This window comes from uncultured Aquimarina sp. (genome assembly GCF_947496855.1).
In the GTDB taxonomy this organism is placed as follows: domain Bacteria; phylum Bacteroidota; class Bacteroidia; order Flavobacteriales; family Flavobacteriaceae; genus Aquimarina.
In genome coordinates this window covers 266,105-289,796 of sequence record NZ_CANMED010000007.1, presented here as the reverse complement: position 1 = coordinate 289,796, position 23,692 = coordinate 266,105, and the positions used below count along the sequence as shown (strand labels likewise).

The following is a 23,692-nucleotide window of genomic DNA, read 5'->3' as shown; positions in this document are numbered from 1 at the left end:
AGCAAGAGATCTAAAAAGTTTCCATTCTGAAGGGATATTTCGTTCAAAGAGCAATAGAATCTTTAAAAGGCACTTGCTCTAAACTTCAAGATTATAATTATACAATTTCAAAACATTTTATTAAAGAATGAACCCCATTCTTAACCTAAAAAAAAATGGAAAACACCAATAAACCATAAAGGAATAAAAAAAAATTCACTTTTTCCTCTTTATTTGGGTAATGAAAAATTGATTTCCACACTTAATAGTAGATCGATCTAAATTAGAACTTGGGTAATATGCTGAATTCAAAAAAGTAAAAACTCAGTGCTTATCCAGTATTAAACCAGTACAAAAGTACATTAGGTGTAACCCGAAAAACCTTTAAAAGAGTAGGGATACTATTAAAATCGCAAATCATGGAAAAAAACCTTAGAAGATTAATAACCTTCAGTTTACTGTTAGTTTTTAGTTTTGGGTGTGAAACAGATGACGCTGTAGTAACAACAAATTTAGAAGCTAGTGAAAGAATAGAAACAGTAAAACAGAACGAAGGAATAGTAGATATTTCTCATAGATATCATTATCAGGGAAAGGAGTTTAATGTGACTTATACTCTGAATGAAAAGGAAAGAAATGTTATTAAAACATCTGGAGATGTTGATATTGCAAGAGCCATTTTCGGTAAAGAGGACAGCCCAAAAGCACTACTTTTTGAAAACCCAGTAATGGAGAGCAAAGAGATCACCATAAAGGTCTTCGATACAGATCAGGAGATGAATCGATATTTAGAAAGTAAAGGTCAATTACCTGATAGAAATTTCAAAAATCAAAACGCTAAGGGGGCCTGTTCTAGTTTTAATTATTTAGGTTATGGAAGCTTTTATTTTTATAAGCATGCATATTATGATACTGAAATGATGGGTATGAGAAGAACTATGACCAGAGCTACTGGTAATCATTGGGTAGGTTCTAGCTATAATGATAATTTATCTTCTATAAAAATGGGGATACCTATTAATACGAAAGGATATCTAACACTTAGAGAGCATATCTGTTACGGAGGTAAGTCTCTTAATTTTTATATAGACGATTATACAACATCTATTTTTGGAGTGCCAAATTTGCAATGGTATACACTTTCTGGATGGTGGTGGTGGAGAACGTCCTGGAATGATCAGGTTTCTTCTTATGGAGCTTGGTGTTGGTTCTAATGTAGTTCGTATAAACTAATAAATAATTTTTTGAGAGTGAACCATAATAATAGTTATGTGGTGAATTTCTCATGTCTAAAGACAGAATATGTCTGACTTTAGAAAATAATAACAAATAAACAGATGAAAAATAAAATAAATTATATAATAACTACACTCTTAATACTTTCTGTAGTATTTGCCTGTGTAAAAGAAGATGAAACAATTAATGAACAAAAAGAATCAGAAATAAGACTTAAGCATTCAGGTGTTCAGGCTGCTACAGCTCCCTGGGCCTTAGCAATGGATTGGCGATTTAGCTTTGGATCTTGCGCTACCGGACCTGGTGTATGTTTTACAGATGGAGATGGAGATATTGTTATTAGCTGGGGCACTCTAAATAATTCAGGATCAGGTACAGGTTTTGTGAGTGAATTAAACCAAGCTTTTAAGCTTTTATTAAATGATAATGATGACCCAGATAATGGAGTGATCGCATTTCGCATAGAAGGAGATCGATTGCACATGGTGTTTTCAAGAAGTTTAGAGGAGCGTGATTTTAATCTTACCGAAGATGTTGTATTAAGAAGTAATGTGAGTAGAAATCTAGGAATGCAGGAGATTATTATCCCAGCAGGAGTATATGAGGTAGATAGAAATAATTTTGAGCACGGAGAAGTAAAAGTTCCTTTTGAAGGGAAAGGAATTGTTTTAGATTACCATGAAGATTATGGAAGAATACTTGCCAAAGATTATGCTGTTGGAAGAAAATCATCTTTAGAGGCTTTTTTAAAAGATTTAAATATTACCGAAAACGATTTAAAAAGACATCAAATTATTGAAGCTAAATTTACAGGGACAGCCTATGCAGAACATCTTATTGATGGTAAAATTATTCAAGTTTGGCATAAATATGAAAATGAGCCAGTATTTATGTTCGAAGGAGTTCTTAATGATGGAAGGCCAGTAAATTCTCAGAGAATTAGTTGGTGCGGAAATGAGTTTGGAGGATGGAATACCTTTGACTTTTTTTGGGATTTTATTGATAATGGCTGCTCGTGGTGCTAATAATATAATAGGAAGTCAAAATAATAAATTATTGAAGTTTTGTTTTTTCATAAGTAATAAAAGTGAAAACCTAATGAGAAAAGAAACAACATATCAAATAAAACTTAAAAAATGAAAAAAATAATTTATGGAGTAGTATTCCTTGCCATAGTAGGAATTGCATTTATCTCTTGTGATAAAGAAGAAGTGACTGAAATGAATTCGATATCTAATGATGAGGTTGTTAGTATAGGAGATAACAATTCTGAAATTGGGAAAAACTACAATTTTAGTAGGGATTTAACAGTAAAAGATATCAGGGGGAATGAAGTAGATCTTGTTATTTTTGCAAATACACGAGAAAATGCCAAAAGTCTGAATAATGAAAGTTTTGAAATTGTATTAAATAACGCTGAAGAAGTTGAAAAAAATATAATTTCAAATCCGATTCAAGCTAAGGTTTTAGAAGAGAACCTTGAGAACTCTATTGAAAACTCGGTTTTGGTATATATAAAAGACAAAAGATTCATTGATAATGTTAGTTCATTTGCTATTTACCCTTCTGCTTTTGAAAATGAGGAAAAAGCAAGTTCTGGAAATTTTAAAAATTATGCTTATGCAGCTGCAGGCGTAATTGGTGCAACCGTTACTTATACATCAGAGACGCAGTCAAAAGAATATTTGGAGCTTGATATTAAAAAGAAAAACGGAACTTATGGAATTTGGTCAAGATTATTAGGTACTAAATTGTATAATGTTGGTAATTCTGCAACGTACTGTGGATCCACTGTTTATCATACAATGATGATAAAGGTTAATTTTCATAAAATTAAAACTGGAAAATGCTGCTATGGGTATAGTTACTCATTTAAAACATCATGCTAATTAATTAAAATCTTTGTAATAAATAATAAGCCCTTGTTTCTAAATCTTGAAACAAGGGCTTATATTCATGTCAACAAATTACTTTACAAACTTGCTGAATAATCATTTTATAGTTGGTGTTTTCCACAAACAGTCTAAATGAATAGCTTGTGGTGGCTCACCGCTACATCATTCCTGGCATTCCTCCGCCCATTGGTGGCATTCCGCCTCCAGCAGGAGCATCTTCTTTAATGTCGATTAACGCACACTCTGTAGTAAGAATCATTCCTGATACAGAAGCTGCATTTTCTAAAGCGATACGAGTTACTTTCTTAGGGTCGATAATTCCAGCCTTAAGCATATTTACATATGCTTCAGATTTTGCATCATATCCGAAATCATCTTTACCTTCTAATACCTTAGAGATTACTACAGAACCTTCTCCACCTGCATTTTCTACAATAGTTCTTAAAGGAGCTTCGATTGCCTTGTTTACAATTTGCACACCAGTAGTTTCGTCAGCGTTCTCAGTTTTAATTTTGTCTAATGCGGCCTTTGCTCTTACTAAAGCAACACCACCACCAGCAACAATACCTTCTTCTACCGCTGCACGAGTAGCATGAAGTGCATCATCTACACGGTCTTTCTTTTCTTTCATTTCTACTTCAGAAGCAGCACCAACATATAATACAGCAACACCACCAGCTAGTTTAGCTAAACGCTCTTGTAGTTTTTCTTTATCATAATCAGAAGTTGTAGTTTCGATCTGAGCTTTGATTTGATTTACCCTGTTTTTGATTAAATCTTCTTCACCAGCACCATTTACTACGGTAGTATTATCCTTATCGATAGCTACTTTTTCTGCGGTACCTAAATTTTCGATAGTTGTAGTTTCTAGGGTAAAGCCTCTTTCTTCAGAAATTACCGTACCACCTGTTAGGATAGCAAGATCTTCTAGCATAGCTTTACGTCTGTCTCCAAAACCAGGAGCTTTTACAGCAGCAATTTTTAAAGCACCTCTTAGTTTATTTACTACTAAGGTAGCTAAAGCTTCTCCATCAACATCTTCTGCGATAATTAAAAGAGGTTTTCCTGTTTGAGCAACTGGCTCAAGAATAGGTAATAAATCTTTCATAGCAGAGATCTTTTTGTCATATAATAAAATATATGGGTTTTCAAGATCTGCAGTCATTTTTTCACTATTCGTTACAAAATAAGGAGAAAGGTACCCTCTGTCGAACTGCATTCCTTCTACGATATCTACGTGAGTATCTGTTCCTTTTGCTTCTTCTACAGTGATAACACCTTCTTTTCCAACTTTTTCAAAAGCTTGGGCAATAAGGTCACCAATTGTTCCATCATTATTAGCAGAAATAGAAGCTACTTGTTTGATTTTATCAGAAGAGCTTCCTACTTCTTTAGTTTGCTTTTCTAAATCTTTAGTAATTGCAAGAACAGCCTTGTCAATACCTCGTTTAAGATCCATAGGGTTAGCACCGGCAGCTACATTTTTAAGTCCTTCTTTTACGATAGCTTGCGCTAGTACTGTAGCAGTGGTAGTACCATCACCTGCTAGATCATTGGTTTTAGAAGCTACTTCTTTTACCATCTGCGCTCCCATATTTTCTAGAGCATCTTCTAATTCAATTTCTTTAGCAACAGTAACTCCATCTTTAGTCACCTGTGGCGCTCCGAATGATTTACTGATAACAACATTACGACCTTTTGGTCCTAAAGTTACTTTTACCGCATTTGCTAATGCGTCCACACCGCGTTTGATTCCGTCACGTGCTTCTATGTCAAATTTTATGTCTTTAGCCATAATATTTTTAATTTGTGTTTTTTGATTCAGTTTTTTAAACGATCGCTAGGATATCATCCTCGCGCATAATTAAATAGTCTTTTCCATCTAATTTTAATTCAGTACCAGAATACTTTCCGTAAAGTACAGTGTCACCAACTTTAACAGTCATTTCGTGATCTTTTTTACCGCTACCTACTGCTGCTACTTTACCTTTTTGTTGCTTTTCTTGTGCTGAATCAGGGATGTATAATCCTGAAGCTGTTTGCGTTTCAGCTGGAAGTGGCTCAATAACCACACGATCTGAAAGAGGTTTAATATTTACTCCCATTATGATTAGTTTTATATTTTAAAATTAAAATGAATTACTTGATGGTATATATTTCAGAAATTATGCCAGCGGCCCGATACTGACAAATTGAAACAAAAAATGCCGACTATATGACAAGTCGGCATTTTATTTTAGTTTTTATCAAGAGTTAATCTTGTGGAGTGTCATCTGCATCTGGAGCAGGTGTCACTGGTGTGTCAATTAATTGCACATCGTTCGTGTCCACAGTAGGATCTTGATTTGTTGTTGCATCCATAAGATCTACATTGGATAAAAGAATAAGCGCTAACAATAAGGTCGCTAGTGCCCAGGTACTTTTGTCTAAGAAATCTGTTGTTTTTTTTACACCGCCTAATTGCTGTGTTCCACCGCCGCCAAAAGAAGATGATAGACCTCCTCCTTTAGGATTCTGAACCATAATTACTACAACTAGTAAAAATGATACGATTACGATTAATATTAAAAAGATTGAAAACGTTGTCATTATATATTGTTATTTATTTTCTTGTAATTTTTTTACTGCTCGAATTTGGTCTGCAAAGAAACCACTTTTTTCGGGATTTTTCAAAATTAATATTTTATATGCTTGAATTGCCTTTTTATACTTTTTTTGAGCTAAATATACTCTAGCTAAAGTCTCCGTCATTAACTCGTCTGGAGTAACCGTATGTTTATTGGCTAAGTTACGTGAAGGAGTGTTTTTTTCAGCCGGTTTGATCTTTGGGTTATTGGCTATGAATTCATCAATCAGATTAAATTTATGTTCTTGATCCGGCAGCTTTTCAGTTTCTTTTTCTTTTGTAATTTCTATACTTTCATCCTTAATACTATCTTTTTCTTCAGTGTTTCGATCAATAGGTTGTATGGATGAGAGTTTTAACCATTCTGCGAAAGAGTGTGCCTCTTTTTTGTTAAAATCAAGAGGTTTGTCAATCTCTAACTCTTTTTCAATATTTTTTACAGAGTTCGATTCTTCTGTAGAATTATTTTTTTCAGATTGTTCAATTATAGTTTCAGCAATAGTAATATTTCTGGTAAAGTTTTCTTCTTTAGATGAAAATAAGGCAGGATCGAGCACTTCTTCTGCTTCTTCTATTTTCATGGATACGGCATCGTCCAGTGAAATTCTTGAAAGTACCTTTACTTCTTGTGCATCTATAACGTCGATATCTACTTTATTCTTCTTTGATGTTATAGGCTCTTTAATATTTTTATCAAAGAGTTTAGATGTTATAAAATCAAATAAAATACCTCTATCCGTTGTATGTGCGGCTGTGGTTTTTAGCTCTTGATTATATCTAAAGTTTTCATCTTCCTTTAAGCCTTTTAATATCAGAGCTCTTACAGATTGAAAATATGGAAACTCTCGAATGATTTTTTCCAGATTCTCTGTTTGCTCCTTATTAATTGAAGAAGGGTTTTGAAATAAATATGTAAGTTCTTTAGTATTCAAAAAACAATAATTAAGTTTTTACCACTTGGCTAATGTAGCATTAAGTATATCCTGTGTAATTCTTTCAAAGATTATTTCAAGAGCTTCGCCTCTTACTGCGGTTTCGGATTGAGAAGCAGGAAAGTCAAAAAAGAAAGAAAAACGTTGTTCTATGTCTTCTTTTGGGTTTTTAGTGTCATAAAAACGAACATTTACCGCAATTGTAAGTCGATTTTGGGCCGCTGTGTTTTGTGAGGTAGCATTTGTTGGTATTACAACATCCTGAACGATTTCTCCTTCATAAGCTATGTCTCCATTAGAGGTAACAAGATCCAGATTGGTTTGGTTTAGAATTAAATCTTGTAGCTGATTGGTAAAGGTTTGGTCAGTCCCCGGATTAATAATGGGAGATTGATTCTGGAAAAAGGCTACCTGAAACGTAGCAGCGTCTGTATTAATCCCACTAAAAGAATATGCACCACAGCCTTGAAGCACTGTGATGACTATCAATCCGATTAAAATATGTTTTAGTTTTTTCATTTAAATAAAAATTCTCGTAAAATTTGAAATTTATCTATTCTATAATAGCAAGGATTTATAAATCGTATTGCTTTATTTTTCTATATAAAGTTCGTTCACTAATTCCTAATTCTTCTGCAGCAGCTTTACGTTTTCCTCGATGACGTTCTAAGGATTTTTTTATCAACTCTAGTTCTTTATCATGCAACGAGAGTGTTTCTTCCTCTTCAATTTCCTCTGCAAAATGATACTTGTCATCCTCTTTTTTGGTAGCTTCCGCAGGTGTTATTTGTAAAACCTCTGTTGGTGGGATAGGTTCTTCAAAAGGGATTTCTTCTTCCTCCTTATCATCGCGATAAATCTTTCTAATTAATCCTTCGTGTTCCTCCTGGACTTGTTGCGAGTTTCCGCTCTGCATCAATTCCATAGTTAATTTTTTGAGATCGTTAAGATCATTTTTCATATCAAAAAGCACTTTATATAAAATCTCTCTCTCGTTACTAAAGTCACTATCTTTTTTGTCCGAAGAAATTACAGCAGGTAGATTGCTTCCTATGTTAGGTAAATATCCTCGTAAAGTATTAGCCGATATGGTTCTGTTTTGTTCAAGGACTGATATTTGCTCTGCAATGTTGCGTAATTGTCTGATATTACCACTCCAATGATATTTTTCTAGTAATACAGTGGAATCTTGTTCTAATCTAATAGTTGGCATTTTATACTTTGTTGCAAAGTCAGAGGCAAATTTCCTAAATAATAGATGTATGTCTTCTTTACGATCTCGTAAGGGAGGTAAAAGAATTTCTACAGTACTTAAACGGTAATATAGATCTTCACGAAACTTCTCTTTTTTGATCGCTTCAAACATGTTTACGTTAGTAGCAGCAACGATACGTACGTCTGTTTTCTGTACTTTAGAGGATCCTACTTTAATGAATTCGCCATTTTCCAGTACTCTAAGGAGTCTAACTTGTGTTGTTAAAGGTAGTTCTCCAACTTCGTCCAGAAATATTGTTCCTCCATCTGCTACTTCAAAATAACCGCTTCTTGTGGAAGTGGCTCCTGTAAAAGCACCTTTTTCGTGACCAAATAATTCACTATCAATAGTACCTTCTGGTATTGCACCGCAGTTGACGGCAATGTACTTGCCGTGTTTTCTATGGGATAGCGAATGAACAATTTTAGGAATACTTTCTTTACCAACACCACTTTCTCCTGTAACCAGAACCGAGATGTCTGTAGGAGCTACCTGAATAGTTTTTTCTATAGCACGATTTAGTTTAGGATCATTTCCTATAATTCCGAATCGTTGTTTTGTGGCTTGAACTGATTCCATTTAATTGAGCTATATTATTATGTTTTCTATGTTAAACTTAATTATTGTCAGAATATTCTACTGCTTCTCCGAGTAGCGTAGCACTTGTACATTGGTCAATACGAACCATTACAAAATCACCTATTTTATAATCGTTTTTAGGGAAAATTGCAACTATGTTTTTTGTTGTTCTTCCGCTCCAATGTTTATCTGATTTTTTAGATTCTTTTTCTATTAAAACTTCAAAAGTTTGTCCAATATAGGATTCGTGTCTATAAGCACAATGTTTACGTTGTAATGCAATTACTTCCGCAAGTCTTCTTTTTTTAACTTCTTCCGGAACATCGTCTTCTAGTTTTCTTTCGGCTAATGTTCCTGGCCTTTCAGAATAGGCATACATATAACCGTGTTCATACTTAATGCGTTCTAATAATGACAATGTATCCTGGTGATCTTCTTCTGTTTCTGTAGGGAAGCCTATAATCATATCCTGAGTTATAGAACAATCAGGAATGATTTGTTTTATGTTATCTACTAGTTCAATATATTCTTGGCGTGTATGTAAGCGATTCATTTCCTTAAGAATACGATCGCTTCCACTTTGTATTGGTAAATGAATATGTTTACAGATATTTTTGTGTTTTGCCATTACCTCGATTACATCTAACGTCATATCCTGAGGATTGGATGTAGAGAAACGTATACGAAGTTTAGGGTGCTTCTCAGCTACTAGATCTAAAAGCTTTGCAAAATTTGTGGCAGTAGCTTTTTGTAAATCACTAGCCTTATCATAATCCTTTTTTAGCCCTCCACCATACCATAAATAACTATCAACATTTTGGCCTAATAATGTAATTTCTTTAAAATTATTGATAACCAAGTCATTTATTTCTTTTAGAATACTTTGCGGGTCGCGGCTTCGTTCTCTTCCTCTGGTAAATGGGACTACACAAAAAGTACACATATTATCACAACCTCTAGTGATAGAAACAAAAGCAGAGACTCCATTACTTTGTAAGCGAACTGGAGAGATATCGCCATAGGTTTCTTCTTTTGATAAAACTACATTTACCGCATTACGACCAGCGTCAACCTCTTGTATCAAATTTGGTAAATCTTTATAGGCATCTGGTCCGACAACTAGATCAACTATCTTTTCTTCTTCTAAGAATTTATTTTTTAGACGTTCTGCCATACAGCCCAAAACACCTACTTTCATACCTGGATTAATTCTTTTTACTGCATTGTATTTTTCTAAGCGTTTTCTTACTGTTAGTTCTGCTTTTTCACGAATAGAACAGGTGTTTACCAAAACCAGATCAGCATCTTCAAGGTTTTGAGTAGTATTAAAACCTTCCTTGGCTAAAATGGAAGCTACAATTTCACTGTCGCTAAAATTCATTTGGCATCCGTAGCTTTCAATAAAGAGCTTTCTGGTATTTCCCTCTTTTTTGTCTAGAGACAATGCTTGTCCCTGGATGTTTTCATCAATAATCTTCTCCATGTATAATAATATCCTTGCCTATTCATCTCAAATAGTGTGCAAAGATACTCTTTAAAATGAGATATGACAAAGTGGCAGGGGTTATATTTGTTTAAATATTTATATTTGAGAAACTAATCGACTAAATCAATTCTGCGTATGAATGCTAATCAACTCTTTGAAAAAATAGAAAACAGTAATCCAATAGATTTTGGGAATATTTTTAATAAAAGTATAGAGCTTTTTAAGAAAATATGGTTGCAAGGATTTATTCATCTGCTTATTTCTATGGTTGTTATCATTCCTTTAATCATTGTAATGTATATTCCTATTATTGCGTTAGCAAGCATAGGTGGTTTTGAAAATAACTATGGAGAGTATGGGTATGTTCAAGAAGAGTTATCTATTGGTATGGGGCTTTTGTTTGTGGTATTGGTAATAATAGTTTCGTTGATAGCTTCAGCATTTCAATTAGGTGTTAACGCTCATTTTTATAAAGTTTGTAAGCAGGTTGATATGCAACTTCCAGAAACTAATAGTTATTTTATGTTTTTTAAAGGAAAGTATTTAGGTAAAATTTTTACGCTAGCAATAGCAACTTTTGGAATTGCACTATTGGCTGCTTTATTGTGTTATCTTCCTATTTTTTATGTAATGGTTCCTTTGCAGTTATTAGGAGTTATTTTTGCGTTTAATCCTGATGTAAGCGTTTCAGATTTGATTAAAGCAAGTTTTAAATTTGGAAATAAAATTTGGTTGGTAGCTTTTGGATTAATTTTGATTTCATCCATATTAGCTCAATTTGTTGGAATGATATTATGTTTTGTAGGGATCTTTTTTACAGCTTATTTTGTGTATTTACCTATATATTATATGTATAAAGATGGAATAGGTTTCGAAAACGAAAGAGAATCCGAGGACTGGAACGCACTTGTTGAATAAAAAGTAAAATGAAACCTGCTAATTTTGCAGGTTTTTTTAGTATAATTTTTGAGAAAAAATTTTGATCTCAAAAAATTGATATACTTTTGCTTCCAGAAATAAGTCATCAACGCTGAGTTATTCCCAACTGAAAATGTTTATTGGCGATTCCATCTGTCAACTAATAAACATTAATTATCAACAGATGAAAAAAAAGGATTATGGCTAAGAATTTAGTGATTGTGGAGTCACCAGCTAAGGCAAAAACAATAGAAAAGTTTCTAGGAAAAGACTACAAAGTAGCTTCTAGTTTCGGACATATTGCAGATTTGCCAGCAAAGGAACTTGGTGTAGATGTTGAAGAAGGGTTTAAACCGAAATATATTGTCTCGAAAGACAAGAAAGATGTAGTGAAAAAACTAAAAGATCTTTCTAAGAAAGCTGATATGGTATGGTTAGCAAGTGATGAAGATCGAGAGGGAGAGGCTATTGCTTGGCATTTGGCAGAAGAATTAAAACTGGATAAAGACAAAACACGCCGAATTGTTTTTCATGAGATTACTAAAAAAGCAATACTTAAGGCAATTGAAAATCCAAGAAGTATAGATTATAACTTGGTAAATGCGCAACAAGCGAGACGTGTACTTGATAGATTAGTAGGATATGAATTGTCTCCTGTTTTATGGAGAAAGGTAAAAGGGGGGTTGTCAGCAGGAAGAGTACAGTCTGTATCTGTACGATTGATTGTAGAAAGAGAACGTGATATACTTGGTTTTACACCGGTCGCTTCTTATCGAATTGATGCAGAATTTGCTAATGAAAAAGGAAAGTCTTTTAAAGCGAAACTTCCTAAGAATTTTTCAACAAAAGAAGAAGCGCAAGCATTTTTAAAAAAGAACTTGGGGGCAGGTTTTAATGTTGCAGATCTTACTACAAAACCAGCAAAAAAATCACCCGCACCTCCATTTACAACATCTACCTTACAGCAAGAGGCATCTAGAAAATTGTATTTTTCTGTTAGTAAGACAATGACGATGGCGCAACGGTTATATGAGGCGGGATTGATTACCTATATGAGAACCGATAGTGTAAATCTATCTACAGAAGCTCAAAACGGTGCAAAATCAGAAATAATTTCTGCGTATGGAGAAGAATACAGTAATCCCAAACAATATAAAGGAAAAGCTAAAGGGGCTCAAGAAGCTCACGAAGCAATAAGGCCAACAGATTTTTCAAGACATACGGTGCCGGTTGATTATGATCAACAACGTCTCTATGAATTGATCTGGAAAAGAGCGATTGCTTCACAAATGAGTGATGCTAAATTAGAAAGAACTAATGTTAAGATTGGATCTGTTTCTCATAATGAGCAATTTGTTGCAAATGGAGAGGTGATAAAATTTGAAGGTTTCCTTAAAGTGTATCTTGAAGGTAATGATGATGAAGATGAAGAGCAAAGTGGTATTTTACCAGCTATGAAAGTTGGTGAGAATTTGTTTAATAATTATGTTACCGCTACCGAGAGATTTACGAGACCTCCAAGTCGATATTCTGAAGCAGCTTTGGTAAAAAAGTTGGAAGAATTAGGTATTGGTCGTCCGTCTACATATGCGCCGACAATTTCTACCATTCAAAATAGAAACTACGTAGAAAAAGGTTCTAAAGAAGGAGAAGAAAGAGGATATGTTCAGATTACCCTTTCTGGTGATGCAATTAAAGAGAAAAACCTAAAAGAAAAAGTTGGAAGTGATAAAGGAAAATTAATTCCAACAGATGTTGGAATGGTGGTTAACGATTTTTTAGTAAATCATTTCTCTTCTATCTTAGATTATAATTTTACAGCTAAAGTAGAGCGAGACTTTGATGAAATTGCTGAAGGTCAGGAAGATTGGACTAATGTGATGAAGGAGTTTTATGATGAATTCCACCCTAGAGTAGAAGATGTTGCTCAGAATGCAGAACGTGAGGTAGGAGAAAGGATTTTAGGAGAAGACCCGGATTCTGGAAAACCTGTAAGTGTTCGTTTAGGGAAATTCGGACCGATGGTGCAGATTGGTACTGTAGAAGATGAGGATAAGCCAAGGTTTGCTAGTTTAGCACCGGGACAAACATTAGGAAGTATAACTTTTGAACAGGCAATGGATTTATTTCAATTGCCAAAAGAGCTCGGTGATTATAAAGGAGAAACAGTTACTGTAAATAATGGTCGGTTTGGTCCATACGTAAAGTTTGGAGCTAAATTTGTTTCTTTGGATAAAGGAGAAGATCCATTAAGTACATCACTAGAAAGGGCAATGGAGCTTATTGATGCTAAAGAAAAAGCAGATGCTCCTATATATACATATGAGGATTTACCAGTACAAAAAGGAACTGGTCGATTTGGTCCATTTATTAAGTGGAATGGGATGTTTATCAATGTGAATAAAAAATATGACTTTGATAATCTTTCTGACGAAGATATCGTTCAGCTTATTGAAGAAAAGAAGCAGAAAGAGATTGATAAGGTGATTCATAATTGGGAAGAAGAAGGTATCCGAGTTGAGAAAGCAAGATGGGGGCGTAGTAATATCTTAAAAGGTAAAATCAAAATAGAATTACCCAAAACCGTAGATGCTACTAAACTTACTTTAGAAAAGGTGCAAGATCTTATTGAAAAGAACGCTCCTAAAAAGAAGGCCGCTACAAAGAAAAAAACAACAAAAAAGACTACTAAAAAGAAATAAGTATATAATATATGTCTTTAGAGTTTCTTTCACCGGTTAGCGAAATAGTAGCAGCGCATGTTGCATTGCTTCCGGATCAATCATTAGGTAAGCAGATAAAAGTTCATACTTCTGACTATGGAGTTCCTGGCCTTGACAAAGTAGATATTGCAATTATCGGTGTTAGGGAGAATAGAAATGATGTTAATTTCCCGGAAGAAGGACTACATTTTGATACCATCCGAAAATCTTTATATGATCTATTTCCTGGTAATTGGGGGACTTCAATTGTAGATCTTGGGGATATTATTCCAGGAGAAGAAGTGAGCGATACTTATTTTTTAATGAAGGATATTCTTGCTACACTGCTTCAAAAAAATGTAACTCCTCTAATTATTGGAGGTAGTCAAGACTTGGTATACGGTCAATATCGTGCTTTTGATATTTTAGAGAGAATGGTAAATCTTGTCAATGTAGATAGTAAGTTTGATTTAGGAAATACTTCTCAGCCAATAACTAATACATCTTTTGTAGGTAAAATTATAGTAGAACAGCCTTATAATCTTTTTAATTATAGTAACATAGGGTATCAAACATATTTTAATTCTCAAGAAGAAATCGATTTAATAGAGAAATTATATTTTGATGCCTATCGATTGGGAGAAGTAACGTCAGATCTTACAATTGTAGAGCCCATCATGCGTGACGCGGATATTGTAGCGATTGACCTTGGAGCTATGAGTTCTACTTGTCTTAGTCATAAGTATGCCACACCGAATGGTTTTGATGGGAGAGAGATATGTGCTATTGCAAGATATGCTGGTATTAGTGATAAAGTAAAAAGTTTTGGGATTTATGAATTCAAAAACTTTAAAGACGAAGAAACGACCGCGCTATTAATTGCACAAATATTTTGGTATTTTATTGAAGGAGTTAATTATAGGTCAAATGAATTAAATATTAAAAACCAAATGGGCACACTTCATTATAATGTGCCTATAGAAGATGAAGTTCTTTCATTTTATAAAAGTGATAAAACAGAAAGATGGTGGATAGAAATACCTTTTATTTCATCTGGAAATAATAAATTGAAAAGACACACGTTATTACCTTGCACATACAACGATTATGAGCGTGCTTGTAATCAAGAAATACCTGAAAGATGGTATAAGGCAAAACGAAAAAACGAAGTTTAACATTTTTATTAGGGAGATTTAAGGTTTTTTTTGGAAAAAAATTGTTTTTCTGGAAATAAATAAATAGGTTTACCACCTTAAATCTCAAAGATCTTAACCTAAAACACGTTATGAAGAAATTTGTATCACTCTTTGCTATTGTAGCAATGCTCTATAGTTGTGGTGGAGGAAACCGCGGAGAACTAGTTGGAGTAAAGGGTAAAAAATGGCATCCGGAGAAACCCTACGGAATGGCCCTCATCCCCGGAGGATCATTTATTATGGGTAAATCTGATGATGACAAGGCAGCATTAGCTAATGCGCCTACAAAGACAGTTACCGTTCGATCTTTCTATATGGACGAGACTGAAGTTACTAACAGTGAATACAGACAGTTTGTTCGTTGGGTTCGCGATTCCACAATACGTATGAAGTTGGCTATAATGGCCGATGATATGGGAAAAGCTCCCGGAGATGATGGTATTGGAGAATACGCATTTCTTGATGCGAACACCGAAGATATGTCTGTGTATGAGAAATATGTCTATGACAATTATAGTGGAACCGGAGAAACGGGCTATGAAGGTCGAAAACTTAACAAAGACATAGATATCGAATGGGATACAGAGGATTATCCAGATGAGTTCTACACAGAAGTAATGGATTCATTATATGTTCCTTTAGAAGAATCTTATAATGGTAGACGAACGTTTGATGTGCAAAACTTTAAATTCAGGTTTACTTGGATGGATATTCAAGCTGCAGCTCGTGCCAAAAAAGGAGGAAGAAAAGATTTCGTTAGAGAAACAGTGATTGAAGTGTATCCTGATACGACTGTTTGGATTAAAGATTTTAATTATTCATATAATGAACCAATGCATAATGATTATTTCTGGCATAGTTCATATGATGATTATCCAGTAGTTGGAGTTTCTTGGGAACAAGCTAAGGCTTTTTGTACTTGGAGAACTATCGAGAAGAATTCTTATCAGAAAAAACGTAATAAGGAGTTTGTAAACTATTTTAGATTACCTACAGAAGCTGAGTGGGAATACGCAGCAAGAGGGGGATTGGAATCAGGAACATATCCTTGGGGTGGACCTTATGCTTTGAACGACAGAGGTTGTTTCTTGGCTAATTTTAAACCTTTACGCGGTAATTACGCAGCTGATAACTTCTTATATACAGTGGAAGCAAAGACATTTGATCCGAATGATTATAATTTATATAACATGGCGGGTAATGTTTCAGAGTGGGTGCAGTCTTCTTATGACCCTGCAGCCTATGAATATGTATCATCAATGAACCCGAATGTTAATGATGATCAGAACAAACGAAAAGTTGTGCGTGGAGGATCTTGGAAAGATGTTGCTTATTTCCTACAGGTAAGTACCAGAGATTACGAGTACGCAGATTCGGCTAGAAGTTATATTGGATTCAGAACGGTACAGGATTATATGGGTACTGACGTTACTGGAGAAGATAATACACAAAATCAGAATTAGAATAAGTCCCAAAATTTATCTATCAACCTTAATTACTAACCTTTTTTTAATTTAATATTTAAAAAAATTTAAAAAAAACTAAACACATTTATTATGGCAAATTCAAAAGCAAGCAAGAAATTAATGAATATGGTATACGGCCTCGGAGCGGCTGTAGTAATCCTTGGAGCATTATTTAAAATCATGCACTGGCCCTTCGGTGATCTTATGTTAATCGCAGGTTTAGTAACTGAAGCATTAGTATTTACTGTTTCTGCATTCGAACCTGTTGATGACGAAATTGATTGGTCTCTTGTATATCCAGAATTAGCTGGAGGTAATAAAAAAGACAAAAAAGAAAAAGAAACTCCAGACGGATTATTGTCTAAGAAATTAGATGATATGCTTAAAGAAGCAAGAGTGGATTCTAGTCTTATGAGTAGTCTTGGAGAAAGCATTCGTAATTTCGAAGGAGCTGCAAAAGGAATTTCTCCTACTATTGATTCAATCCAAGGTCAGAAAAAATATAGTGAAGAAATGGCAAAAGCTGCTACTTCATTAGAGTCATTAAACAGTCTTTATAAGGTTCAGTTAGAATCTTCTGCATCTCAGGCAGAGGCTAACCAAGCTATTGCAGATAACGCTCAGAAACTTAAAGACCAAATGGAAAGTCTTGCCAGTAACTTATCTTCTCTTAATGGAGTATATGGTGGTATGTTAAGTGCTATGAACAGAAATTAGTATTTAACTTTTAACTAAAAAATAACTACCAAAATATAGAAACATGGCAGGAGGAAAATTATCACCAAGGCAGAAGATGATCAATCTTATGTACTTGGTATTTATAGCAATGTTGGCATTAAATATGTCAAAAGAGGTGCTAGCTGCGTTCGGTTTAATGAACGAAAAGCTTACAGTGTCTAATGCAACAACAACAGAACGTAATAATGCTTTCATAGCAGGTCTTGAGGCAAAGGTTGAAGAGCAACCAGCTAAGTATGCCCCTTTAAAGGAAAAGGCAAGCGAGGTAAGTAAGTTATCGGCTGATTTAGTAACATATATAGATAATGTTAAAGCTACATTAACTAAGGATCTTTCGGATCCTAAAGATTATGTAGTTATGGATCAATCTGGTACTTTGGATCAATTATTTTTTAAGAGCGGAGTAATAACAGCAGCTGGACAAGAATTTTTGAAGAAGATGGAGGATTATAAAACCGGAGTTTCTGGTGTTATTTCGGAAAAGTATCCAACCATTGCTGCAGATGTGCAAAAAGAGTTTTCTACTGAAAAAGTAGAAGATAGAACTGGAAAAAAAATAGATTGGTTAAAGTATAATTTTGAAGGTTATCCTTTAGTTGCATCGATTACAAAGTTTACTCAAATTCAGAATGATGTTAAAACGACAGAAAGCAAAGTTTTATCAAAAATGCTTTCAGGACAATTAGAGTCTGAAGTTTCTTTAACAAATTTTGATGCGATTGTAGTTCCGGATAAAACAGCTTTCTTTAGTGGAGAAAAGTTTAAAGGAAAAATTATCTTAGGTAAAAAAGATAAAACACTTAAAGCTTTTAAAGTAATAGTGAACGGTAAAGAATTAGATCCGGAATCTATGCAAGAAGGGCAGACTATTTTAGATTTCCCTGCAGGTAATGTTGGAGAGCGCGAAATTAAAGGTGAGTTCCAGTTTAAAGAAGGGGATTCTATCATAACTATCCCTATTGAAAGTTCTTATGCGGTGATTCCAAAACCAAATTCAGCTGTAATATCTGCAGATAAAATGAATGTAGTGTATCGTGGAGTGCAGAACCCAATGACGATTTCTATACCAGGTGTTCCTTCTGTAAATGCAAGTGCTCCAGGTCTTAAGAAAACCGGTGGTGCTGGTAAATATATGATGAACGTTACAACGGTAAAAGCTAGAGAGGTAAATATTAAAGTTAGCGGTAAATTACCAAATGGTTCTTCAGTAAGTGATACTAAAAAATTCAGAATTAAAGATATTCCTAGACCAGTTGGTACTGTAAGAGGTGAAGATGGTAGTATTAAAATGTCTAAGAGTGGTTTAGATAAAGCTTCTATCGGGGCAATACTTCCAGACTTTGATTTTGATATTAAATTAAAAGTAACTGGCTTTAAGTTTAAGGTGGAAGGACAACCAACCATTAACGTTAGAGGAGGAAGATTAGATTCAAGAGCAAAATCTGCTCTTAGAAAAGCAAAACGTGGATCTTCTGTTCAGGTTATAGACATTAAAGCACAGTTAACAACCAATGCTGGATATAAATTAAAGAAAATATCTCCGGTTATCGTTGAGTTAACGAACTAAAATAAACTAATGATTATGAATTTGAGAAATTTGTTATTAACCGTTTTTAGCCTATTCGTGACCTTGTTTTCGTTTGGTCAGGCTAACATTTTGAATGCTGGTAGTCCAGAAGATATCGGAAAGAAAACGATCGAGCAGATCCAAGCCGATAATGACCTTCCGCTAGAATATGGTTATGTTGACAAGCGTGATGTACTTTGGGCAAAAACTACTTGGGAGACTATAGATCTTGATGAGCGTATTAATTTTCCACTGTATTATCCAATTGATACTGTTAATATAGGAGCAGATAGACGTGCATTGTATGATGTATTGTTGTCTAATGTTAAAAACGGTAAAATCCAAAAGATTTATGCAGATTCATATTTTACAGAAACGCGTACATTAGGTGATCTTGATGGTACTTTGTCTAAGATAGACACCTTGGATTTAGGATATGAGCAATTTAATGCTGGTGAGGCTGTAGATCCTCAATATGTTGAGATTACTACAATCAGTGCAGCTGATATATCTGAATACAAGATTAGAGGATATTGGTATTTTGATAAGCGTCAAGGAGAATTAAGATACAGATTGTTGGGTATAGCTCCAGTAGCACCAGATGTAAACTTTATAAATGATGATGAACCAGATATGGTTCCGTTATTTTGGGTTTGGTATCCTGATGTAAGAGAGATACTTCATAACGCAAAAGCATTTAATAGGAAGAATACCTCAATGCCTTTTACGTATGATCATGTACTTAATGCTAGACGATTTAATTCTGTCATATATAAAGAAGATAACATCCAGGGTGACCGGGAAGTTAATGACTATATAATTGATAACGCTTTGATGCAATTGCTAGAAAGTGAAAGAATTAAAGAGAGTATCAGAAATTTTGAAATGGATATGTGGAGTTACTAAACTCTTGTGTTTCTAAAATAATTTATAAACGCCCAACTAGTAAGTTGGGCGTTTTGCTATTTTTAATTTATGATTGATTATATAGTTGTTGGATTTGGATTAGCTGGATTAGCTTTTGTAGAGAAACTAAAGAAGAATAATAAATCATTTGTGGTTTATGAGAATTATTCTCAGAAATCTTCTAGAGTTGCAGGAGGATTGTATAATCCGGTAATACTTAAGAGGTTTACAGCGGCGTGGCTTGCTTCAGAGCAATTGGAGTTAGCGCTACCTTTTTATAAAAATATACAAGATAAACTTGGAGAATCCTTGGTTTCTGAACTTCCTGTTTTGAGAAGATTTAATAATGTTGAGGAGCAAAATTTGTGGTTCGAAGCTTGTGATAAACCAATTTTACAGATTTTTCTTTCATCAGAGTTAATCCGAAATGAAAATGAAGCATTGGATATTCCTTTTCTTTATGGAGGCGTTAAAGGCACTGGTAAGGTGGATATTGAAAAGATGCTGTCACTATATGTTTTAGATTTGGAAAAAAAGGAATTGCTAAAAAAGGAATCTTTCGAACACAATGAATTGGTAGTTGAAACGGATTGTATAGAGTATAAGGGCTTAAGGGCTAAGAATATTGTTTTTACTGAAGGTTTTGGTGTCAGAAGTAATCCTTTTTTTAATTATTTACCATTGCAAGGGAATAAGGGGGAGTATATTATTATTAAATCAAAAGGCTTGCGATTGAAAGAGGCAGTGAAATCATCTATATTTATAATTCCACTTGGCGACGATTTATATAAGGTAGGTGCGACTTATAATAATGAGGATAAAACACCAGATATTACTTCAGCATCAAGGGAACAGTTGGAAATGAAGTTAAGACGTTTCCTGAAGGTAGCTTATGAAGTAATTGATCAAGTTGCTGGAATTAGACCCACTATCAGAGACAGAAGGCCATTAATTGGAACACATCCTGAATATAATAATATGCATATTATTAATGGATTAGGAAGCAGAGGTATATTAATTGGCCCTTATGTAGCAAATAAACTCTATGATTTTATTGAGAATAATGGATCTTTAGAAAAGGAAATAGACATTAAACGTTTTGAACATTTACGATAGGTTTTTCTTTTTTCCGTAGTGCATAAAGATATTTATCCAAATGTTTCTAGATAATCGAAGAATTATTGGAAAAAAGGCCAATAGAGTTCCAACTATTACAAAAAACGTATTTAATAGGTTTAATTTCAGAAAAAAGTTTCCGATTAAAAAGGCTGTAACCGCAAAACCGATCCCTACGCCATAGCTTACATACATCGCTCCATAAAAAAAGGAAGGTTCTATTTTATATTTGGTATTACAATGACTGCAGCGTTCATGCATCTGAAAAATTTTCCCTAATTTATATGGATTCGTTTCCTTATACATACTTTCATTTTGACAAACAGGACACGTGCCTGTAAAGACGCTATAAATTTTAGTTCCTTTTAAGAAGCTCATAGTACTTTTATTCTACCGCAAAATTAGTCATCTTTGCAGAAAATATTCAAAAGCTGATGTTAAACATACATAACCTTTCAATTTCCTTTGGAGGAGAATATCTTTTCGAAGAAATAGCCTTTAGATTAAATGCAGGAGACCGAGTAGGATTAGTTGGGAAGAATGGTGCAGGAAAATCTACTATGCTTAAAATTTTATCTAAAGAGCAAGAACCGGATTCGGGTCAGATTGCTATGGATAAAGAACTAAGGATTGGTTTTCTAAAACAAGATATAGATTTTGTTTTAGGAAGAACTGTGCTAGAAGAATCTTATGAAGCCTTTACTGAAATAAAAAAGATAGAGAGAGAAATTGATCAGATTAATGTACAACTTGCTGAACGCACAGATTATGAAAGTGAGAGTTATAATCAGCTGATAACTGATTTAAGTGACCATACACATCAATATGAAATTCTTGGAGGGTATAATTATCAAGGAGAAACAGAACGTGTATTACAAGGTTTAGGATTTGTAAGAGAAGATTTCGATAAGCTTACTGATACTTTTTCTGGAGGTTGGCGTATGAGAATTGAGTTGGCAAAATTATTATTACAGAATAATGATATTCTTTTATTGGATGAGCCGACAAACCATTTGGATATAGAATCTATCATATGGTTAGAGAATTTTTTAAAAACCTATCCTGGAGTTGTAGTGATCGTTTCTCATGATAAAATGTTTTTGGACAATGTAACCAATAGAACTATTGAAATATCATTAGGAAGGATTTATGATTATAATAAGCCTTATTCTAAATACTTGGTGTTACGTAAGGAATTACGTGAGCAACAGCTGGCTACACAAAAGAATCAATCTAAGCAAATCGAACAAACCGAAAAGCTGATCGAAAAATTTAGAGCCAAAGCATCTAAAGCCTCGATGGCACAATCGCTTATAAAAAAATTAGATAAAGTAGAACGTATTGAAGTTGATGAGGATGATAATGCAGTAATGAATATTAGTTTTCCGATAAGTGTACAACCAGGAAAAGTTGTTATCGAAGCCGAAGAACTAGGTAAGAATTATGGGGAAAAAGAGATTCTGAAGGATATTAATTTATTAGTAGAGCGCGGTTCAAAAACGGCGTTTGTAGGACAGAATGGGCAAGGAAAATCTACGCTGGCTAAAATTATTATTGATGAAATCTCATACAGTGGAAATTTAAAACTAGGACATAATGTACAGATAGGATATTTTGCACAGAATCAATCAGAATATTTGGATGGTGAAATTACGATTCACGATACGATGATCAATGCTGCAAATGAAAAGACTAGAAGTAAAGTTCGAGATATGTTAGGTGCATTCTTGTTTAGAGGTGATGAAGTAGATAAAAAGGTAAAAGTTCTTTCTGGGGGTGAGCGTAATCGATTGGCTTTGTGTAAAATGCTTTTAGAGCCTTTTAATGTATTAGTAATGGATGAACCGACAAACCATTTAGATATTAAGTCAAAGAATATTCTAAAAGAAGCATTAAAAAGTTTTGAAGGCACATTGATTTTAGTCTCCCACGATAGAGATTTTTTACAAGGGTTAACTAATACTGTATATGAATTTAAGAATAGACAGATTAAAGAGTATCTTGGGGATATAGATTATTATTTAGAACAGAGACGAGTAGATAATCTTCGTGATATAGAGAAGAGAGATGAGCAGGTCAAATCTACTTCGAATACAAAAGAAACTGCAAAACAATCATATGAGAATCAAAAAAAGCTAAAATCACTTAATAATAAGTTAAGCAATATAGAATCCAAGATAAATAAGCTAGAAAGAGAGGTCAAAGAAATAGATGTAAAATTAGCTATCAATTATGATCAAACAATTGCAGAGCCAGATTTTTTCGATAAGTATCAAGTAAAAAAGGACAAATTAGCTTCTTTGATGGAAAATTGGGAAACATTACAAGAAGAAATAGACACATTATCTTAATTCTTGTTTTAGATATAATATTAGAAAATTATTCAAAAAATGGTGATGTAAATTAGGACTCTTGTATTGTAACGTGTCTATTTTTAAAGATCCTTGAATTAGAGTGTGTTACCTTAATGTTAAGATCAAAGAAATCGTATACTTAAGGATAATTTTTATCGTTAGTTTCAGGTACAACTGAATATTTATAGATATTTTTGTACCTGTAAATTAAATTATACAATGTATGAATGATACAAAAGCCATCGATTTAAACGCTCACGCACTATCTTGGATTGGAAAGATTCATTATGATTTTGGGTTTTTAGTTCAGAAAGCCTTTGGTGAAAATGGGTTAGATTTATCTAAAGAGCAATGGAGTGTTCTTAAGCGTTTGAAGGTGAAAGATGGGCAACCACAAAATGATTTGGCTTTTATTACCCATAGAGATAAGACTTCTATGACCAGATTGGTAAATACAATGGAGAGTAAAAATCTTGTGGTAAGAAAGAGCGATGAGAATGATAGAAGAGTAAATAGAATTTTCCTTACAGATTATGGAAAAGAAGTGATTGAGAAGGTAACTCCGATTATGTATGACCTAATTCCGGCAGTACAAGAAAGTTTGAGTAATGAAGAGATTGAAAACTTGATCAGTACACTAAAAAAGGTAAAAGTTAAAATTGCTGAAATAGCAGATTGATAAAATAATCATAAATTTTTTTAAAAAAGACATCTAATTATTTTAGATGTCTTTTTTAGTTA

General features: G+C 33.8%; 21 protein-coding genes. 13 read left to right on the top strand and 8 right to left on the bottom strand.

The genetic code is table 11. From position 1 onward, the window contains the following. The first annotated feature begins 398 nt into the window (after positions 1-398). From Q0921_RS20795 to Q0921_RS20785, 3 genes are all read left to right on the top strand, one after another. Positions 399-1,193: a hypothetical protein gene (locus Q0921_RS20795; RefSeq protein ID WP_299260329.1), complete on the top strand. Its 795-nt coding sequence runs from the start codon at positions 399-401 to the stop codon at positions 1,191-1,193. A 123-nt stretch (positions 1,194-1,316) separates the two neighbouring features. After that, on the top strand, positions 1,317-2,240 hold the full coding sequence (locus Q0921_RS20790) for a hypothetical protein (protein ID WP_299260328.1): 924 nt from the start codon (positions 1,317-1,319) through the stop codon (positions 2,238-2,240). Between the two features lie 111 nt (positions 2,241-2,351). Next, positions 2,352-3,104, top strand: a complete 753-nt coding sequence (locus Q0921_RS20785) for a hypothetical protein (protein ID WP_299260327.1) — start codon at positions 2,352-2,354, stop codon at positions 3,102-3,104. Positions 3,105-3,267: 163 nt separating this feature from the next. Here Q0921_RS20785 and groL read toward each other — a convergent pair whose 3' ends face one another. The 7 genes from groL to miaB all read right to left on the bottom strand — a co-directional run bounded on the left by groL (position 3,268) and on the right by miaB (position 9,985). Further along, entirely contained in the window at positions 3,268-4,905 is a 1,638-nt protein-coding gene (groL, locus tag Q0921_RS20780; RefSeq protein WP_299260326.1) for a chaperonin GroEL, read from the bottom strand. A gap of 34 nt (positions 4,906-4,939) precedes the next feature. Further along, positions 4,940-5,215 carry a co-chaperone GroES gene (groES, locus tag Q0921_RS20775; protein ID WP_219007873.1) on the bottom strand — a complete coding sequence of 92 codons (276 nt, stop codon included), beginning with the start codon at positions 5,213-5,215 and terminating at the stop codon, positions 4,940-4,942. 148 nt (positions 5,216-5,363) lie between these two features. After that, positions 5,364-5,699 (bottom strand): preprotein translocase subunit SecG, encoded by a 336-nt coding sequence (gene secG / locus Q0921_RS20770; RefSeq protein WP_299260325.1) that lies wholly within the window; start codon positions 5,697-5,699, stop codon positions 5,364-5,366. Positions 5,700-5,708: 9 nt separating this feature from the next. After that, positions 5,709-6,668 (bottom strand): hypothetical protein, encoded by a 960-nt coding sequence (locus Q0921_RS20765; RefSeq protein WP_299260323.1) that lies wholly within the window; start codon positions 6,666-6,668, stop codon positions 5,709-5,711. Positions 6,669-6,686: 18 nt separating this feature from the next. Beyond that, entirely contained in the window at positions 6,687-7,187 is a 501-nt protein-coding gene (locus Q0921_RS20760; protein WP_299260321.1) for an LptE family protein, read from the bottom strand. Positions 7,188-7,242: 55 nt separating this feature from the next. Then, positions 7,243-8,502, bottom strand: coding sequence for a sigma 54-interacting transcriptional regulator (locus tag Q0921_RS20755; protein WP_299260319.1), 1,260 nt, complete (start codon positions 8,500-8,502; stop codon positions 7,243-7,245). A 37-nt stretch (positions 8,503-8,539) separates the two neighbouring features. Beyond that, positions 8,540-9,985: a tRNA (N6-isopentenyl adenosine(37)-C2)-methylthiotransferase MiaB gene (miaB, locus tag Q0921_RS20750; RefSeq protein ID WP_299260317.1), complete on the bottom strand. Its 1,446-nt coding sequence runs from the start codon at positions 9,983-9,985 to the stop codon at positions 8,540-8,542. A 138-nt stretch (positions 9,986-10,123) separates the two neighbouring features. Here miaB and Q0921_RS20745 point away from each other — a divergent pair, with 138 nt between their 5' ends. The 8 genes from Q0921_RS20745 to Q0921_RS20710 all read left to right on the top strand — a co-directional run bounded on the left by Q0921_RS20745 (position 10,124) and on the right by Q0921_RS20710 (position 20,597). Then, complete coding sequence (locus tag Q0921_RS20745) at positions 10,124-10,906, top strand: hypothetical protein (RefSeq protein ID WP_299260315.1); 783 nt, start codon at positions 10,124-10,126, stop codon at positions 10,904-10,906. Positions 10,907-11,106: 200 nt separating this feature from the next. After that, positions 11,107-13,608, top strand: a complete 2,502-nt coding sequence (topA, locus tag Q0921_RS20740; protein ID WP_299260313.1) for a type I DNA topoisomerase — start codon at positions 11,107-11,109, stop codon at positions 13,606-13,608. Between the two features lie 11 nt (positions 13,609-13,619). After that, complete coding sequence (locus Q0921_RS20735; protein ID WP_299260311.1) at positions 13,620-14,783, top strand: formimidoylglutamase; 1,164 nt, start codon at positions 13,620-13,622, stop codon at positions 14,781-14,783. 110 nt (positions 14,784-14,893) lie between these two features. Further along, positions 14,894-16,267, top strand: a complete 1,374-nt coding sequence (gene gldK, locus Q0921_RS20730) for a gliding motility lipoprotein GldK (protein WP_299260309.1) — start codon at positions 14,894-14,896, stop codon at positions 16,265-16,267. A 93-nt stretch (positions 16,268-16,360) separates the two neighbouring features. Continuing rightward, positions 16,361-16,987 carry a gliding motility protein GldL gene (gldL, locus tag Q0921_RS20725; protein WP_299260307.1) on the top strand — a complete coding sequence of 209 codons (627 nt, stop codon included), beginning with the start codon at positions 16,361-16,363 and terminating at the stop codon, positions 16,985-16,987. 43 nt (positions 16,988-17,030) lie between these two features. Beyond that, positions 17,031-18,575, top strand: a complete 1,545-nt coding sequence (gene gldM / locus Q0921_RS20720) for a gliding motility protein GldM (RefSeq protein WP_299260305.1) — start codon at positions 17,031-17,033, stop codon at positions 18,573-18,575. A 15-nt stretch (positions 18,576-18,590) separates the two neighbouring features. Beyond that, positions 18,591-19,481 (top strand): gliding motility protein GldN, encoded by an 891-nt coding sequence (gene gldN / locus Q0921_RS20715; protein WP_299260303.1) that lies wholly within the window; start codon positions 18,591-18,593, stop codon positions 19,479-19,481. 69 nt (positions 19,482-19,550) lie between these two features. Beyond that, positions 19,551-20,597 (top strand): FAD-binding oxidoreductase, encoded by a 1,047-nt coding sequence (locus Q0921_RS20710; RefSeq protein ID WP_299260301.1) that lies wholly within the window; start codon positions 19,551-19,553, stop codon positions 20,595-20,597. Here the strand turns inward: Q0921_RS20710 and Q0921_RS20705 are convergent. Further along, positions 20,589-20,975, bottom strand: a complete 387-nt coding sequence (locus tag Q0921_RS20705) for a DUF983 domain-containing protein (RefSeq protein WP_299260299.1) — start codon at positions 20,973-20,975, stop codon at positions 20,589-20,591. The genes Q0921_RS20710 and Q0921_RS20705 overlap by 9 nt on opposite strands. 56 nt (positions 20,976-21,031) lie before the next feature. On the opposite strand from Q0921_RS20705, the gene Q0921_RS20700 reads away from it, so the two are divergent. Together Q0921_RS20700 and Q0921_RS20695 are read left to right on the top strand one after the other, a co-directional pair. Further along, positions 21,032-22,948 (top strand): ABC-F family ATP-binding cassette domain-containing protein, encoded by a 1,917-nt coding sequence (locus Q0921_RS20700; protein ID WP_299260297.1) that lies wholly within the window; start codon positions 21,032-21,034, stop codon positions 22,946-22,948. A 226-nt stretch (positions 22,949-23,174) separates the two neighbouring features. After that, positions 23,175-23,630: a MarR family winged helix-turn-helix transcriptional regulator gene (locus tag Q0921_RS20695; RefSeq protein ID WP_299260295.1), complete on the top strand. Its 456-nt coding sequence runs from the start codon at positions 23,175-23,177 to the stop codon at positions 23,628-23,630. Positions 23,631-23,692 lie beyond the last annotated feature (62 nt).

Excerpts from the sequence above, each read along its gene's own strand:
- Q0921_RS20795 (WP_299260329.1), top strand. The coding sequence starts at position 399 with ATGGAAAAAAACCTTAGAAGATTAATAACCTTCAGTTTACTGTTAGTT.
- Q0921_RS20790 (WP_299260328.1), top strand. The coding sequence starts at position 1,317 with ATGAAAAATAAAATAAATTATATAATAACTACACTCTTAATACTTTCT.
- Q0921_RS20785 (WP_299260327.1), top strand. The coding sequence starts at position 2,352 with ATGAAAAAAATAATTTATGGAGTAGTATTCCTTGCCATAGTAGGAATT.
- groL (WP_299260326.1), bottom strand. The coding sequence starts at position 4,905 with ATGGCTAAAGACATAAAATTTGACATAGAAGCACGTGACGGAATCAAA.
- groES (WP_219007873.1), bottom strand. The coding sequence starts at position 5,215 with ATGGGAGTAAATATTAAACCTCTTTCAGATCGTGTGGTTATTGAGCCA.
- secG (WP_299260325.1), bottom strand. The coding sequence starts at position 5,699 with ATGACAACGTTTTCAATCTTTTTAATATTAATCGTAATCGTATCATTT.
- Q0921_RS20760 (WP_299260321.1), bottom strand. The coding sequence starts at position 7,187 with ATGAAAAAACTAAAACATATTTTAATCGGATTGATAGTCATCACAGTG.
- Q0921_RS20755 (WP_299260319.1), bottom strand. The coding sequence starts at position 8,502 with ATGGAATCAGTTCAAGCCACAAAACAACGATTCGGAATTATAGGAAAT.
- miaB (WP_299260317.1), bottom strand. The coding sequence starts at position 9,985 with ATGGAGAAGATTATTGATGAAAACATCCAGGGACAAGCATTGTCTCTA.
- Q0921_RS20745 (WP_299260315.1), top strand. The coding sequence starts at position 10,124 with ATGAATGCTAATCAACTCTTTGAAAAAATAGAAAACAGTAATCCAATA.
- topA (WP_299260313.1), top strand. The coding sequence starts at position 11,107 with ATGGCTAAGAATTTAGTGATTGTGGAGTCACCAGCTAAGGCAAAAACA.
- Q0921_RS20735 (WP_299260311.1), top strand. The coding sequence starts at position 13,620 with ATGTCTTTAGAGTTTCTTTCACCGGTTAGCGAAATAGTAGCAGCGCAT.
- gldK (WP_299260309.1), top strand. The coding sequence starts at position 14,894 with ATGAAGAAATTTGTATCACTCTTTGCTATTGTAGCAATGCTCTATAGT.
- gldL (WP_299260307.1), top strand. The coding sequence starts at position 16,361 with ATGGCAAATTCAAAAGCAAGCAAGAAATTAATGAATATGGTATACGGC.
- gldM (WP_299260305.1), top strand. The coding sequence starts at position 17,031 with ATGGCAGGAGGAAAATTATCACCAAGGCAGAAGATGATCAATCTTATG.
- gldN (WP_299260303.1), top strand. The coding sequence starts at position 18,591 with ATGAATTTGAGAAATTTGTTATTAACCGTTTTTAGCCTATTCGTGACC.
- Q0921_RS20710 (WP_299260301.1), top strand. The coding sequence starts at position 19,551 with ATGATTGATTATATAGTTGTTGGATTTGGATTAGCTGGATTAGCTTTT.
- Q0921_RS20705 (WP_299260299.1), bottom strand. The coding sequence starts at position 20,975 with ATGAGCTTCTTAAAAGGAACTAAAATTTATAGCGTCTTTACAGGCACG.
- Q0921_RS20700 (WP_299260297.1), top strand. The coding sequence starts at position 21,032 with ATGTTAAACATACATAACCTTTCAATTTCCTTTGGAGGAGAATATCTT.
- Q0921_RS20695 (WP_299260295.1), top strand. The coding sequence starts at position 23,175 with ATGAATGATACAAAAGCCATCGATTTAAACGCTCACGCACTATCTTGG.